This window comes from Ensifer sp. ENS07, from assembly GCF_014852185.1.
Classification (GTDB): domain Bacteria; phylum Pseudomonadota; class Alphaproteobacteria; order Rhizobiales; family Rhizobiaceae; genus Ensifer; species Ensifer adhaerens.
Map to the genome: position 1 here is coordinate 832,384 of NZ_JACVBE010000002.1, position 14,423 is coordinate 846,806.

Below are 14,423 nucleotides of genomic sequence, written 5' to 3' on the forward strand. Positions count from 1 at the left end.
TTCTCCCCGCGGGCGGCGAGAAGGACACAAGCGGCACCCTTGTCGCGCAAACTCTCTCCCCGGGCTACCGAGAACGGCCTTCCACTCGGGTCCATCACAAACTCCGAGGCAGTTCTCGTTCCCTCTCCCCGCCTACGGGGAGAAGGCTAGCGTGAGGGGGCGGCGGCAGGGGCGAACAGCGCCAAACGCTGCGCTTGAATCAACCTCTGAACCACCTGAATCGGCTCACCAGCTTGAGCCGGCAACGCACTGTTTCGACTCGCAAAATCAATGCGCGGCCTCGTTCTTGCGCAGGCTGCGATCCAGTGCCGCCACGCGGTGCCGGTGCCCCGCCACCTCGTAGCCGACGATGGTGACGACGGGCGCGAGCATCAGGATGATCAGGCACTTGGCCATGTCGAGCCCGGCCATGGCCGCGACCACTGACGCGGCCAGCACCACTGCCGTGCCCGCGAGCAGCCAGAGATGCAACCGCTCCACCTGCTGCATAAGATAGGCGTACATCGCATAGAGCAGCCCGATGTAGCACGCGACGGGCACCGCAACGGTCAGCACCGTTGCGACCGAGCCGATATGCGCCTTGTGCTCGATGTAATAGGCCGCCACATGCAGGCCGGCGCCAGTCGCGACAATCGAGGCGAAGATCGGCATGTGGCCGTAGCCCCAGACGAAGGAGCGTTTTTGACGGTGCCGGTGCAGGATCTCGGCGCTCGGCAGCAGAAAATAGATCCACCACATGCCGAAGGTGAGCCCCGTACCGGCGAGGCAGACGAGCGCGACATCGAGGTTCCAGCCCTGCCCTTCGACCACGGCGGAGATTGAGGCGACCGTGCCGACCACCCCTTCCCCAAGCGCGATGATCGCGAGCAGCCCGTAGCGCTCGGCGATGTGATGGGCATGCCAGGGCGTTCCGCCGTAGCGCATCTCGGCGACATAGGGGCCGACCATCTCGATCGCCGTCAGCCCCACGACCATGACGAAGGTCACCAGCAGCGAGAAATCGAAGAAGATCAGAACGACCCAGCCGAGCTGGGCGAGGCTGATTGCTTTGACATAGGCCATGCAGGCATCCCGTCGTGCCGGGTTCTGCTGGCTGGCGCGCAGCCATTGGAAGAGCATTGCCACCCGCATGACGACATAGCCGAGCACCATGATGCCGTTGTCGAGATGCTCACCCTTGTCGATCGATTCGAACATCGGCGGCAGGCCGATCGCAAGGATCAGCACGCCGAGCATCTGCACCATGGTGACGATGCGGAATACCCAGTCGTCCGTGTCGTAGGCGGAGGCAAACCAGCTGAAATTGATCCAGGCCCAGCAGATGGAGAAGGTCGCAAGCGCGAAGCCGAAGAGGCCGGAAAAGAAGTGCCCTTCGGCCAGGAAATGAGCAAGCTGCGAAGCCGCCAGGCTAAAGGCGATGACGAAGGTCAGGTCGAACAAGAGTTCGAGCGTCGTCGCCGTCCTGTGATGTTCATGCGTGTCGCGACCGCTCATGCGCGCCACATGGTGGTGCGCGCTTTGATGCGGCTCGGTCGGGGTGGTTTCACTCATGCGGCTACGCCCTTCAATTGACGATCCGCAAGAATATTCAAATATTTGCAGAAGCTTCGTCAAGGCGAAGCGGGAGACCGGACATGAAAACGCCCGGCATCGCTGCCGGGCGCGTCGTCACGATGCCTGAGGGAGGATCAACGGCATCGCGAGATAAGGTAGGCCTTGAACCGGGAACCGGATGCAGACGGCAAGCCGCCCGCCCCTTTCCTCAACCGGCTCTTGCGGCATCCAGGCGATTGATCGCCTCGACATTGCCGGCCGAAGAGCCGTTCGGGTCGAACTCGGACGCGAGCCAGGTGTCGACGATCGACTTTGCAAGCTCCGGACCGATGACGCGGGCGCCCATGGTGATGATCTGGGCGTTGTTCGACTTGGCGGCCCGCTCGGCCGAATAGGTGTCGTGCGTCAGCGCCGCGCGGATGCCCGGCACCTTGTTGGCCGAGATGCATACACCGATGCCGGTACCGCAGAACAGGATGCCGCGGTCATGCTTGCCCTCGACAACCTGCTGCGCCAGGTTCTGTGCGAGGTCCGCATAGAAGCCGGACTGGCTGAGATCCACGACTTCCACGTCGCTGCGGCCACCGAGATGGGCGGCAATGACATCCAGCAGGGGCTTGCCGGCGCTGTCGGCTCCGATTGCAATCTTCATGATTGTTCCTTTCCTTCTTCTTGAGCTGCAACGGCTGGGGGCTCAGATCGCCTTGGCGACACGCTGCAGAATGTCGAGATAGCCAGTGACGTCCCAGGCGGAGCGGCCGATGAAGAGGCCGTCGATATGCGCCTGGGTGATCAGTTCTTCGCAATTGCCGGGATTGACGCTGCCGCCGTAGAGCACCGGCACGCGACGGCCGAGGGCGGCTTCCGCCACCTCTGCGATGCGCTTGTGGCGCTCGTCGGCATAGTCAGCCGTCGCCGGAATGCCGTTGACGCCGATCGCCCAGACCGGCTCGTAGGCCAGCAGGATCGTCGCCTTCTTCGCCGCGCCTTCGAGAAGTGCCAGCGCGCCTTCGACCTGGCGCTTCAGCACCTGATCCGCCTCGCCCGCTTCGCGCTCGGAAAGCGTCTCGCCGATGCAGATCAGCGGCGCCAGACCATGGCGCACGGCGGCTGCCGTCTTCAGGCCGACGGTGCGGTCAGTCTCGCCGAAATGCTCGCGCCGCTCGCTGTGGCCGAGCTCGACCACATCGAGGTTGCAATCCGCAAGCATCAGCGGCGACACCTCGCCGGTCCAGGCGCCGGCATCGTCCCAATGCATGTTCTGCGCGCCGACCTTGACGCTGGTGCCGGAAAGTCGCGCCTTGACCTCACGCACCGCCGTGAACGGCGGAATGACAAAGCGCTGGATCCGCTCGTCCCGTGATGCGTCGGCAGCCGCCAGGCCGTCGGCAAAGACCATCGCCTCGGCAAGCGTCTTGTTCATCTTCCAGCTGGTGCCGACCCAAAGGCCTGACTTGCTCATGCTTTCTCCTTGAGATTGTCGATCCTGACCAGCCGGATGCCTGCCTCTTCGAGCGGTGCGGCATGTTCGGCCGAAACTTCAGCGCCGGTCAGCACCGCGTCGAAGGAATCGAGCCCGGTCAGGAAATGGAGCGCAGAGCGCCCGAATTTGTCGTGGTCCACTAAGAGGTATTTGCGCTTGGCCGCCTTCACCATCAGGCGCTTGGCCTGCACCACCTCCTGGTCCTGGTGGAAGGCCGTGGTGCCTTCGATGGCAGAACTGGAGAGAAAGGCGATATCGACGCGCAGCGACCGCAGCGCCTCGTCGGTGACGATGCCGAAGAAGCCGTTGAACTTCTTGCTGTACTGACCGCCAAGCGCGATGACGTTGATGCCCGCAGCACCCGAGAGGCTGGTGATCACGCCGAGATTGTTGGTGATGACCGTCAGCGGCCGGATGTCGCGGATGCAATCGGCGATCGCGCCGGTGGTCGAACTGTCGTCGATGAGGATGCTCTGCCCCGGCTCGATCAGGCTCGCCGCATGTTCGGCGATCCGTCGCTTTTCGGAGATGGCGATCTTTTCGCGGTAGCGGAAATCGCTTTCGAATTGCGGGCTCGACTGGATCGAGGCGCCGCCATGGACCTTGCGCAAGAGGCCCGCCTGCTCGAGGTCGTCGAGGTCGCGATGCACTGTCATCTTGCTGACGCCGAAGCGCAAGGAGAGGTCTTCGACGGAGGCCGTTCCGGCCTCCATCAGCACATCCATGATCGCCTGTCGCCTGTCTTCCGGCTTCATCGTCTCGGTCCCGATCACGCGCAGCCTCAACCACGCTCACCGTGAGAAGATAACACCTATTTGTGATATTTCAATTTGCACAACGTGATTTTGTGATCTTTCAGTGTGATTTTCCTGTGCGATTGAAGCCCGTATCGATATGCGGCTCCCAGAATTCGACCGACTCCCGGATCATCTCGACGACGTTGTGGTCCGTCGGCTCGCGTTCGCGGAAGGAAAGCTCCAGGCAGATCTCGTTGTCGGTGCCGCCACCGGCCTTGACTGCGCCGATCAGCTTATCCGGCGTGATGCGGCCGTCGCGGTTATAGGCGGCGGTGAACGGCCAATGACCGCCCTTGTTCATCGAGGATTGCTTGATGTGGATGATCGGCGAGCGCTCAGGGAACGCCGCCGCCCAGGCATAGGGATCGATGTCGTCGGGGTTGTCGGAGGTGACGTCGCCGTGGTCGATATCGACCATCATCTTCATCGGGATCGGCAAGTGGGCTTCGGCGAGCCGCCGGTCGAGCGCACGGCATTCCTCGATCGTGTGGCCGAACTCGCGCCCGACCGACATCGGCTCCCAGAAGACATAGGAGAGCCCCGCCGCCTTGCCGTGCTCGGCAACTTCGCGCCAGCAGTCGATGGCGATCCGCATCATCGCCTCGCGCCGCGACGGGTCGTCGTAATCGCGAAGCGTGAAGATCGCGAACTGCGTGCCCATGCCCGAGGCGCCAAGTTCGGCGGAGATATCGGCGAAGGTCTTGAACCAGTCGACATAGTAGCGCCTGACATCCGGGTCCGGATGGCCGAAATGATTGAGCCGACCATAGGGGCCGGTCATGCCGGAGGTGATCTTCACGCCGGTACGGTCGAGCGCCCGACGAAACTGCCTGACGGTCTTGGCGATCGTTGCCGCCGGCCAGCCGGGATTGACGAACTCGTGGGTGAGCTGAACGTAGCCGATGCGGATCTTCTCGGCGATCGTGTCGATCAGGTCGTCAGGCTCGGCGAAGCGGTTGACCAGCGGATTGGTGTTGAGCGACAGCGTGAAGGCCACGACCTTACTCCCGGCTACCAGAGAAATTTCGGAAGGATGAAATCGGGGTTGGCGCCGTGTTCGGCAAAGAGCTTGCGGCGCTCCGCGTCCGAGGCGCGCTCCAGGATCCCCGTCGTCACCAGTATCGAGTGAAGTCCCGCGCTCGCGGCACCGGCAATGTCATGCTCGATGCTGTCGCCGATCGCGCAGACACGCGTCGGATCCGGATGGCCGAGGAATTCCAGCGCGGCTGCATAGATGTCGGCAAAGGGCTTGCCGATCCAGCGCACACCGCCGCCAAGCTCTTCGTAGAGCTCGGCGATACGCCCGGCGCCGAAGGCGGTACCTTCCTTGGTCAGCATCACCTTGTCCGGATTGGTGCAGAGACAGGGCACGCCGCGTCTGGCGGCCGGCGCCAAAAGCGCCTCGTAGTGGGAAAGCGGATGGACATCGCCCTCGCTCGCTGCGAGCAGCACGAAATCGGCATCGGCACCATTGGCCGTGCGTTCGAGGTCTAACCCCGTCAGCGGCGAGAGGTCACCGTCGCGACTGATCAGCAGGCACTTGCGCCGCCCACCGGTGGCACCCTCGCCCTCCCGCCTGAGAATCTGCCAGGCGACCTCGCCCGAGGTCAGGAACCAATCCCAGCTCCCCGCGACGAAACCGAGATCGACGAGGCGACGGTCGTTTTCCGCCGAGCGCTTGCCGGAATTCGAGAGGATGATGATGCGCTTTCCCGCATCCCTCAGCTTGACCAGCGTTTCGGCCGCACCCGGATAGGGCCCGCGGCCATCGCGCAGCACGCCGAACTGATCGATCAGGAAGGCGTCGTAGCGATCGGCAATCTCGCCAAGTCCCGCGATCGCAGTCGTTTGAGCAAACGTCACAGCACACCAGCCTTTCTGGCACCGGCCAGCGCCAGCCGTGCCGTGCCGGCCGCCGCCTCCTCGGACAGGACGGGCAGGAACGGCACGCCGAGCTTGCGCGCCCGGATCGCGCTCCAGGCCGCGTTCTTGGCGCCGCCGCCAACACTGCGAAGCGATCGGAGCCCCGGTCCGCCAAGCGACGCCAGCCGCTGATAGGCGAGGCTCTCGACGCCGGCGATGCCCTCGAAGATTGCCTTGAGGAAGGTCGCGTCATCGGCCGGCCGCGGGCTCATGCGCGGGGCGAAATCCGGATCGGCGATTGGGAAGCGCTCGCCGGGCTTCACCAGCGGATAATAATCGAGCCCGGTGTCGACGGCCGGATCGATCCCGGCCGAAAGTGCAGCGATCCGCTCCGGCGAGAAATGCTCGGCCAGCACCACCCCGCCCGTATTGGACGCCCCGCCGGCGAGCCACATCTCGCCGATGCGGTGACTGTAGAGCCCGTATTCCGGCGCAAACAGCGGACGGTCGGACAGCATCTTCACTGTCAGCGTCGTGCCGAGCGCGCTGACGCCGTCGCCCGGTCGATCGGCGCCAGTGGCGAGAAACGAGGCGCATCCGTCCGTGGTGCCGGCAACGACCACCACCTCGCTTGAAAGCCCGAAGGCTTCGGCCGCTTCCGGCGAGATCGTCGCGATCGGCGCACCGGCCGGCAGCACATCCGGCAGCAGTTCGACGCGGGCGCCGGTCTTTTCCATCCAATCGGGCCAGGACCGCGACACGGGATCGTAGCCGGTCTTCAGCGCATTGTTCTCATCGGAGACATCGTAGAGCCCGGTGAAATGCCCGGACAGCCAATCGGCCTGATGGATCACCCGGAACACGTCCGGCACAGTCTGGAAAGCGAGAAGCTTGGCAAGGCCGGATGTGGCGCCATGGGCCGCACTTTCGCGCGGCGCATGGGCAGAGACCGCATCGAGCGGTGCGCGGTCGGCAACCGGGTCGTTGTACATCATAGGCGTTGCCAACGGCGCGCCCGCATGATCGACCGGCAGCATCGTGCCCGATGTACCGTCGATCGAAAGTGCAACGACCTTCTGCCTGTCGGTACCCCCAAGCGCTTCTTCGAGCGCCGCCTGCACGGCCTTCCACCAGCCGATCGGATCGCGGTGATCCGCAGAAAAAGCCGAGAGCTTCGCTGCACCCGATGCCACGACCGTGCCATCCGCCACCATCGCGACCGCACGGGCGCCCGAGGTGCCAAGGTCGATGCCGACGACCAGCTTGCGATTGTCACCGCTCATTGCAGCACCTGTCCGGCGCGGTTGAGCTGCTGGCGGTATTTCTCGGCGTCCCAGCCGAGAAGCTCGGCATTCTCCGCCTCGGTCAGGTAGCGAAGCCGTGCGTCCGCCGGAATGCGTGCCGTCACGTCGGCAAGGCACCGCGCCATGGCGAAGGCACCGGCAGAAATCTCCTTCTGCACGAGCACGCCCTTGCCCGGGAAGAGCAGCAAGGGTGGCAGGCTGTCGCCGGTCGCACGCCGCTTCGTCTCGATCGAAAGGGCGGTCTCGCCGGGCGCGGCGACCGCCACCCCCTTGCCGAGGAAGATGACGTGATCCGGATAAAGGCTGCCGCGGGCAGCAAGCCGGCAACTGTCGAGATCGGCGGCGACCGAATGCAGGGCAATGTCCTCCGGCAGCCGGTAATCGCTGTCGACCGCAAGCCGACCGAGCGACGCGAGATCGGCGGCCAGCGCCTGCCGACGCGTGCCGGTCAGGCGGCGGGTAATGTCGGTGAGCAGGATCGCCGCGTCGACCACGGTTTCAGCGGCGACGACCAGGCCGTGATTGCCGAGGATCAGAACCGACGTGTTGTCCTGCATCCGCTCAGTGATCGCTCTTGCAAGCGGCAGGCCCGGGCGGGCATAGGGCACGAAAACATGGGGGTAGCCGGCAAGCCGCTCAGCAGCGATCGCCGCACCGTTGGTCTGCACCGCCGTCGCGATCGTCTCGACGCAGTGCACATGCACCACCACCTTCTGCGGCATCAGCGCATGCACGGTGGTCTCGATCGAGGGGCGCAGGCCCGAAGGGTTACGCTCGGCGATCACGAAATCCTGCGCCTTCTCGGTTGCCGGGTCGTTCGCTTCCAACGCATTGAGCAAGGGCTCGAGCGCCACCGGCACCATGACGTCGCGCTGGCGCGCATGCGCCAGCCACAGGCCCGAGGCCTTGATCCAGAGCGTACCGCCCTCCTTGATCGAGGTATTGCCGCCCGCCCCCTGCACCAGCAGCGGATCCGCCCCGACGCGGGCCGAAAGATCGAGAAGCGCTTCGAATTCCAGACTTCGCATCCGTTCTCCTTCAGGCCGCGGCCTGCTGGCGGTCCAGCCAATGAGTAAAGGCCTGCCGCTCGGCCGGCGTCATGTGCAGGCCATGCTTGGTGCGCCGGTCGAGAATGTCGGCCGCCGTCAGCGCCCATTCGTTTTCGATGAGGAAACGCGCCTCGCGCTCGCGAAAGAGCGAACCGAAAGCCGGGCCGAGATCATCAAGCGATGTAGCGCCGGCAAGCAGCGCATGCGTGCGGGTGCCATAGAGCCGCGCATAGTGTTTGGCGAGATCCGATGGCAACCAGCGATAGCGCGCCTTCAACTCACCCAGGAACAGATCAAAATCGGCCGCCGCCATGTCGCCGCCCGGCAGATGCGCCTTCGCCGTCCAGGCCGGCCCCATCTTGGGGAAAAACGGCTTCAGCCGCTCCAGCGCATGTTCGGAAAGCTTGCGGAAAGTGGTGATCTTGCCACCGAAGACCGAGAGCAACGGCGCCTGGTTGTCAGTCGCATCGACCTCGAAAATATAGTCACGGGTGACGGCCGAGGGGTTTTCGGCATTGTCGTCATAGAGCGGTCGTACGCCGGAGAAGCTGTAGACGATATCGTCCGACGTCAGCTGCTGCTTGAAGTAGCGGTTCACCGATTTCAAGAGATAGGCGATCTCGTTGCCGTCGGCGGTCACGTCCTCCGGACGGCCTTCGTAGGGGATATCCGTCGTGCCGATCAGCGCCAGGTCGTTCTGGTAGGGATTGATGAAGATGACCCGCTTGTCCGGGTTCTGCACCAGATAGGCCTGCCGCCCCTCCCAGAATTTCGGCACGACGATGTGGCTGCCCTTGACGAGGCGCACGCTGCGGGTGGAGTTCAGGCCCCCGATCCGGCCGATGACGTCGTTGACCCACGGACCGGCGGTGTTGACGACACAGCGCGCCCTCGCCTCGGTCTTGGCGCCGGTGCGCGTGTCGGTCATCTCGATAAACCAGAGCCCGTCCCGCCTTCGGATCGCGCTGCAGGCGGTCCGGGTCAACACCCGGGCGCCACGAGCAGTGGCATCGAGCGCGTTGAGCACCACGAGGCGCGCGTCATCGACCCAACAGTCGGAATATTCGAACGCTTTGCGATAATCGCGCTTGATCGGCGCGCCCTCGGGCGCCGTCGCAAGGTTGAGGCTGCGGGTGCCCGGCAGGCGTTTGCGCCCGCCGAGATGGTCGTAGAGGAACAGCCCGAGCCGGACGAGCCAGGCCGGGCGGTCCTGAGGGTTATGCGGCAGCACGAAGCGCATCGGCCAGATGATATGCGGCGCGGACTCCAAAAGCACCTCGCGCTCGATCAGCGCCTCGCGCACCAGCCGGAACTCGTAATATTCGAGATAACGCAGGCCGCCATGCACCAGCTTGCCGGAGCGCGAGCTGGTGCCCTGCGCCAGGTCGTCCTTTTCGCACAACAGCACCGAGAGCCCGCGCCCGGCCGCATCGCGCGCGATGCCCGCACCATTGACGCCGCCGCCGACGACGAACAGATCGTATATTCCGGTCTCGGAACTCACCATCGTTGCTCCTGTCATCAGCACGGATTGACCGGCGGCAGACCGGCGATGTAGCGGCGGACTTCCTCGGCCGCCATTTCGGCGGCGAAGGTGACGGTGCGTACCGAGGCGCCGGCAATATGCGGCGTCAGCGTCACATTCGCCAGTTGCAGCAGCGGCCAGTCTTTCGGCACCGGCTCGATCGCGAAGGTTTCGAGCATCGCCGCCGACAGATGGCCGCTCACCAGGTTCTCATAAAGGGCGTCGTAGTCGCAGAGCGGACCGCGCGCCGTGTTCACGAAGATCGCGCCCGGCTTCATCCTGGCGAAGGTCTCGGCGTTCATCATGTTGCGCGTCTCCTCCGTGACGCGCGGATGCAGGGTCACGACATCGGAACGGGAGAGAAGCGTGTCGAGCGACACCTGCTCGACGCCGGCGTTCAGATCATCGGCCGAGAGCTGCACATAGGGATCGTGCACCAGCACCTTGGTGCCGAAGGCGCGCAAAAGGCGCACCACCTTGGTGCCGATATTGCCGTAGCCGATGACGCCGACGGTCATTTCGCAGAGCTCGCGACCGGTGCGATCGGCGCGGTAGAGATCGCCCCGCCACTCGCCCTTGCGCAAGGCTTCGTGGCCGGTGCGGATCAGCCGCGTTTCGGCGAGAATGGCACCAAGCGTGAACTCGGCAACGGCGTTGGCATTGCGGCCGGGCGTGTTGACGACGCGAACGCCGGCATCGCGTGCGGCCCCCATGTCGATGTTGACAGGACCGCCACGCGAGACGGCAACGAGCCTCAAGCCGGGCAGTGCCTGAAGCATTCCGCGCGACAGCGGCGCCAGTTGCGTCACCAGGATCTCGGCGTCACCGATGAAGTCGATAATGTCCTCCGGCTTGCCGAGATATTCCTTGAGCCCGTCCATGCCCTCGACGGCATAGCCGTGCTCCATCGGCACATCCGGCCAGGGCAGTTCGAGCGTGCGGATGTCATGGCCGTTGCCGGTCGCCTCGACGATCTTGTCGCGAAACACGTCCGGCAGCATGAACCGGTCGCCGATAATGGCTATCTTCTTCATTTCGATGTTTCCTGTTGATTTCCCGCGGTCGCACCTTGGGAGAGTGCGTGCCAGACGGGCCTGAGCGCTGTGCGTGACTGCTGGTAGGTGGGAAAGAGTTCGTTGTAGCGGCAGGCAAGCGCCGGATCGGCGGCCTCCGCGGGGCGCTGATAGGGCGTCACCCAATCGCCGAGGCAATCGGCCATCGAGGGATAGATGCCGAGCGAGACGGCGGCGATCATCGCGGCACCGGCAGCACCGGCCTCCTCCCGCTCGCTCGTCTGGACGCTGGCGCCGAGGGCCGCACCGAGGATGCGGCGGAGCGAGGCGCTGCGGGCAGCTCCCCCCGTCAGCCGGATGCGGCCTGGAAGCGGCCCCATCTCGGCGTAGCAATCGCGCGCCGCCATGGCGAGCCCGTCGAACACCGCCTTCACCATGTCGGGAAAGCCGTGGGTGATCGACAGCCCGACGAAGGACGCCCGCGCCGTCGCGTCGACGAAGGGGCCACGCTCGCCGGCTTCCGAGATATAGGGCTGGAAGATCAATGGCGTGTCCTTGGCATCGGCTAGCCAGCCGTCGACAAAAGCGAGCAACTCGCTCTTGGATTTCTCGACCCCCATGCCCTTCAAGAGGCCGGATGCCAGCGAGAGGATCCAGTCGATATTGAGCGTCGCGGCCATGTTCGACTGCATCTGCGCATAGGCGCCGGGGATCGGCATGCACATGGTGTAGCCGGTCAAGTCCCGGTTCAGCCGCACATCGTCGGCGCCATTGGCGAGCCGCATGTGCATGCCGGTCGAGCCGATGATCGAGCAGCCGGTATCAGTGCCCGGATCGTAGAGCCCGGCGCCAAGGGCTGTGCAGACGACATCGACGTAGCCGAGCACGATGGGCGTGCCCTCGGTGAGCCCGGTGATCCCGGCCGCTTCCGCCGACAGCGGATGATGGGTCGCCGCTCCGTCGACGATCTCGGGCAGCACATGCTTCAGCTTTTCAAGGCCGAGAAAGCGGATGACATCGTCGCTGTAGCTGCGGCTGCGGAAATTGCCGAAACTGAAATTCGCCTCGGAGGGATCGGTGGCGCGTTTGCCCGTCAGCTTGAAATAGAGCCAGTCCTTGCAATGAAAGGTGGTGGCGACGCCTGAGAGCATCTCGGGCGCATGGTCGCGCATCCAGCGAAGCTGCGGCCCCTGCTGGCAGGCGGCAAGGCCCGAGCCGGTGCTTTCGAAGCGGGCGATATCGCCGCTGTCGGCGCGAAGCCGCTCGACGGTCTCGCCGGCGCGCGCGTCGAGCCACAGCCAGCCCTTGCCGACCGGCACGCCGGCCTTGTCGATCATCCATGTGCCGTCGCCCTGACCGGTCACGGCGATCGCGGCGACACGGCCGGCGAGGTTCTCGATCTTGTCGGAGAGCTGCTTCAGCGTCGTTGCCGCGTCGGCCCAGGTGCGGTCGAGATCCTGCACGCTGCCGGCGCGGCCTACGGCCTCATAGGCGTTCGGTAGTGCCGCCGTGGCGATCTGCCGGCCGGTGAGATCGAAGGCCACCGACTTGATGACCGACGTCCCCGCATCGATGCCGATGAGGATGTCCCGCATCAGGCGAGCTCCTGTCCGTGACTGATCGCCCGTCCGCTCTCGCCATCGAACACATGCAGGCTCGACGGATCGAGATGAATGCCGATCGGCTGGCCGACATCGAGCTCCGTGCGATCGTGCTCGACCAGCACCATGGTGCCGCCGGCAAAGTCCGCGGCGATATGGGTCTGGTCGCCGAGCCACTGGTTGACGGCGACGCGGCCCGTCACACCATCAGCGCTGCGGCGCACCGAATAGGGCCGGATTCCGAGCACCACCTTCTGCCGCTTGACGAGTTCGTCGCGCACCGCATGCGAGAAATCCGACGCCGCATATTCGAGCCGCACGCCGTCCTTGAGCCCAAAGGCCATCTTGCTGTCCGAGCCGGTGACGCTGGCCTCAAAGACGTTCATCGGCGGCTCGCCGACGAAGGTGCCGGTGAACAGATTGGCCGGCCGCTCCTTGATCTTCTGCGGCGTATCGAACTGTTGCAGCACGCCGCCCTCCATGACCGCGATGCGGTCGGCAAGCGCGTTCGCTTCGGTTTGGTCGTGGGTCACGAGGATCGCCGTCAGCCCGCGCTCCTTGATGAAGTGCTTGATGCGGCCGCGAAGCAGCGCCCGAAGCTGCGGCTCGAGCTGTCCCATCGGCTCGTCGAGCAGGTGCAGGTTGGCGTCGCGGATCAGCGCCCGCCCGAGCGAGGCGCGCTGCTGCTGGCCGCCGGAGATCGAGCTCGGATAGCGCCCGAGAATGTCCTCGATTTCGAGCAGTTTGGCGATACTGGCCACCTTCTCGTCGACGACGCCCTGCGAGAGCTTCGAGGCCTTCAGCGCAAAGGCGATGTTCTCGCGCACCGTCAGCGGCGGATAGAGTGAATAGCCCTCGAATGCCATGGCGACGTTGCGGCGCACCGGCGGCAGCGTCTGGACCTCTTTGCCTGCAAGCGAGATCGTTCCGCGCGAGACCGCCTCGAAGCCGGCGATCATGCGCAAGGTCGAAGTCTTGCCGCATCCGGAGGAGCCGAGCAAAGCGATGATCTCGCCCTTTCGCACATCCATGTTCAGCTTCTTCACGGCATGCACGCCGAAGTCGACGGGGCCGTAGAACTTGTCGACGTCCTTGATCAAAAGAGCGGTGTCGGTCATGCCGCTTCTCCATTGCGCTTGGCTGCAAGGTCGGCGCGCGGCAAAAGAGCGCCGCTCGTCTTGTCGAAGAGAAAGGCCTGCGCGCCATTGACGGCAATATGGGCAGGTCCGGCGGTCGGACCAGGCGTGCCGGCCGGACGCGACACCAGGATTTCGCGGCCGCGTGCCGTCAGCGCCAGCGTCACGGTCTTTTCGTTGAGCGGCGTTTCCGCCTCGACCGTCACGGGAATGGCGCCAGGTGCTGCCGCATCGACGAAACTGATCGCCTCCGGCCTGAGCCCGATAACGCACGGACTGCCGACGACATCGGCGCCATAGTCGCCGAGCCGCACCCGGACATTCGAGAGCTCGACGAAGACGTCTCCGCCGCTGCGCTGCGGCGTGACATCGAGCAGGTTGATCGTCGGATCGCCGAAGAGCCGTGCGATCTCGATATCGGCGGGCGCGTTGTAGATCTCTTGCGGCGTGCCGATCTGGCGGATGCGGCCTGAGGCCATGACCGCGATCCGGTCGCCGAGCGCCATCGCCTCCTTGTAGTCCTGGGTGACGTAGACGACGGTGGCGCCTTGCGCTGCGAGCAGTCGCGGCAGTTCCAGCCGCATCTCGAAGCGGAGCTTCGCGTCGACGTTGCGCAAGGGATCATCGAGGAGAAGCAGCGGCGGCGAGCCGACAAGCGCACGGGCAAGTGCCGTGCGCTGCTTCTGACCGTTCGACAGTGCCTTCGGGTGATGCGTCAGCACATGGTCGATCTTTAAGAGCTTGGCGACCTTCTGCACGCCTGCCGCTATTTTCTCCTTCGACGATCGCGTCGCCGTCAGCGGGCTTGCAATGTTGTCGAAGGCACTCATGTGCGGGAAGAGCGCGAAGTTCTGGAAGGCCATGCCGACGCCGCGATGTTCGGCATCGACATCGGTCATGTCCTCGCCGCCGATCAGCACCCTGCCCTCGTCCGGCTCGATAACGCCGGCAACCAGCCGGAGTAGCACGGTCTTGCCGGCGCCGGAGGGGCCGAAGAGCACCAGCCGTTCACCGTCGGCGACATCAAGCGTGAGATCGTCGAGAACCGTCTGGCTCTTGTAGCGCTTGACGATATTCTTCAGTTGCAGCGTGGTCATG

General features: G+C 64.8%; 13 protein-coding genes. All 13 read right to left on the reverse strand.

What is annotated here, in order from left to right:
• Window positions 1–267: 267 nt before the first annotated feature.
• The 13 genes from IB277_RS11200 to IB277_RS11260 all read right to left on the reverse strand — a co-directional run bounded on the left by IB277_RS11200 (window position 268) and on the right by IB277_RS11260 (window position 14,422).
• Window positions 268–1,551 carry a low temperature requirement protein A gene (locus tag IB277_RS11200; RefSeq protein ID WP_181432578.1) on the reverse strand — a complete coding sequence of 428 codons (1,284 nt, stop codon included), beginning with the start codon at window positions 1,549–1,551 and terminating at the stop codon, window positions 268–270.
• 211 nt (window positions 1,552–1,762) lie between these two features.
• Window positions 1,763–2,206, reverse strand: a complete 444-nt coding sequence (locus IB277_RS11205; RefSeq protein ID WP_034792218.1) for an RpiB/LacA/LacB family sugar-phosphate isomerase — start codon at window positions 2,204–2,206, stop codon at window positions 1,763–1,765.
• A 42-nt stretch (window positions 2,207–2,248) separates the two neighbouring features.
• Window positions 2,249–3,016: a triose-phosphate isomerase gene (locus tag IB277_RS11210; RefSeq protein WP_060582649.1), complete on the reverse strand. Its 768-nt coding sequence runs from the start codon at window positions 3,014–3,016 to the stop codon at window positions 2,249–2,251.
• On the reverse strand, window positions 3,013–3,792 hold the full coding sequence (locus IB277_RS11215) for a DeoR/GlpR family DNA-binding transcription regulator (RefSeq protein WP_034792214.1): 780 nt from the start codon (window positions 3,790–3,792) through the stop codon (window positions 3,013–3,015). Before IB277_RS11215 ends, IB277_RS11210 begins: the two co-directional genes overlap by 4 nt.
• Window positions 3,793–3,892: 100 nt before the next feature.
• Window positions 3,893–4,831 carry a sugar phosphate isomerase/epimerase gene (locus IB277_RS11220; protein ID WP_060582648.1) on the reverse strand — a complete coding sequence of 313 codons (939 nt, stop codon included), beginning with the start codon at window positions 4,829–4,831 and terminating at the stop codon, window positions 3,893–3,895.
• 14 nt (window positions 4,832–4,845) lie between these two features.
• Entirely contained in the window at window positions 4,846–5,697 is an 852-nt protein-coding gene (locus IB277_RS11225) for a TIGR01459 family HAD-type hydrolase (RefSeq protein ID WP_210336539.1), read from the reverse strand.
• Complete coding sequence (locus tag IB277_RS11230) at window positions 5,694–6,980, reverse strand: FGGY-family carbohydrate kinase (protein ID WP_090294333.1); 1,287 nt, start codon at window positions 6,978–6,980, stop codon at window positions 5,694–5,696. The genes IB277_RS11225 and IB277_RS11230 overlap by 4 nt, the downstream gene beginning before the upstream one ends.
• A complete protein-coding gene (locus tag IB277_RS11235) occupies window positions 6,977–8,029 on the reverse strand; it encodes a class II aldolase/adducin family protein (protein ID WP_192370994.1) in 1,053 nt (350 codons plus the stop codon). Before IB277_RS11235 ends, IB277_RS11230 begins: the two co-directional genes overlap by 4 nt.
• 10 nt (window positions 8,030–8,039) lie before the next feature.
• A complete protein-coding gene (locus IB277_RS11240) occupies window positions 8,040–9,557 on the reverse strand; it encodes a glycerol-3-phosphate dehydrogenase (RefSeq protein WP_089043419.1) in 1,518 nt (505 codons plus the stop codon).
• A 14-nt stretch (window positions 9,558–9,571) separates the two neighbouring features.
• The gene (locus IB277_RS11245) at window positions 9,572–10,609 is read right to left on the reverse strand and encodes a 2-hydroxyacid dehydrogenase (protein WP_060582644.1); all 1,038 of its coding nucleotides are present in this window, start codon (window positions 10,607–10,609) and stop codon (window positions 9,572–9,574) included.
• Window positions 10,606–12,183: an FGGY-family carbohydrate kinase gene (locus tag IB277_RS11250; RefSeq protein ID WP_110818688.1), complete on the reverse strand. Its 1,578-nt coding sequence runs from the start codon at window positions 12,181–12,183 to the stop codon at window positions 10,606–10,608. Before IB277_RS11250 ends, IB277_RS11245 begins: the two co-directional genes overlap by 4 nt.
• A complete protein-coding gene (locus IB277_RS11255) occupies window positions 12,183–13,307 on the reverse strand; it encodes an ABC transporter ATP-binding protein (RefSeq protein ID WP_060515892.1) in 1,125 nt (374 codons plus the stop codon). The genes IB277_RS11250 and IB277_RS11255 overlap by 1 nt, the downstream gene beginning before the upstream one ends.
• Window positions 13,304–14,422: an ABC transporter ATP-binding protein gene (locus IB277_RS11260; RefSeq protein WP_060582638.1), complete on the reverse strand. Its 1,119-nt coding sequence runs from the start codon at window positions 14,420–14,422 to the stop codon at window positions 13,304–13,306. The genes IB277_RS11255 and IB277_RS11260 overlap by 4 nt, the downstream gene beginning before the upstream one ends.
• Between the last annotated feature and the right edge of the window lies 1 nt (window position 14,423).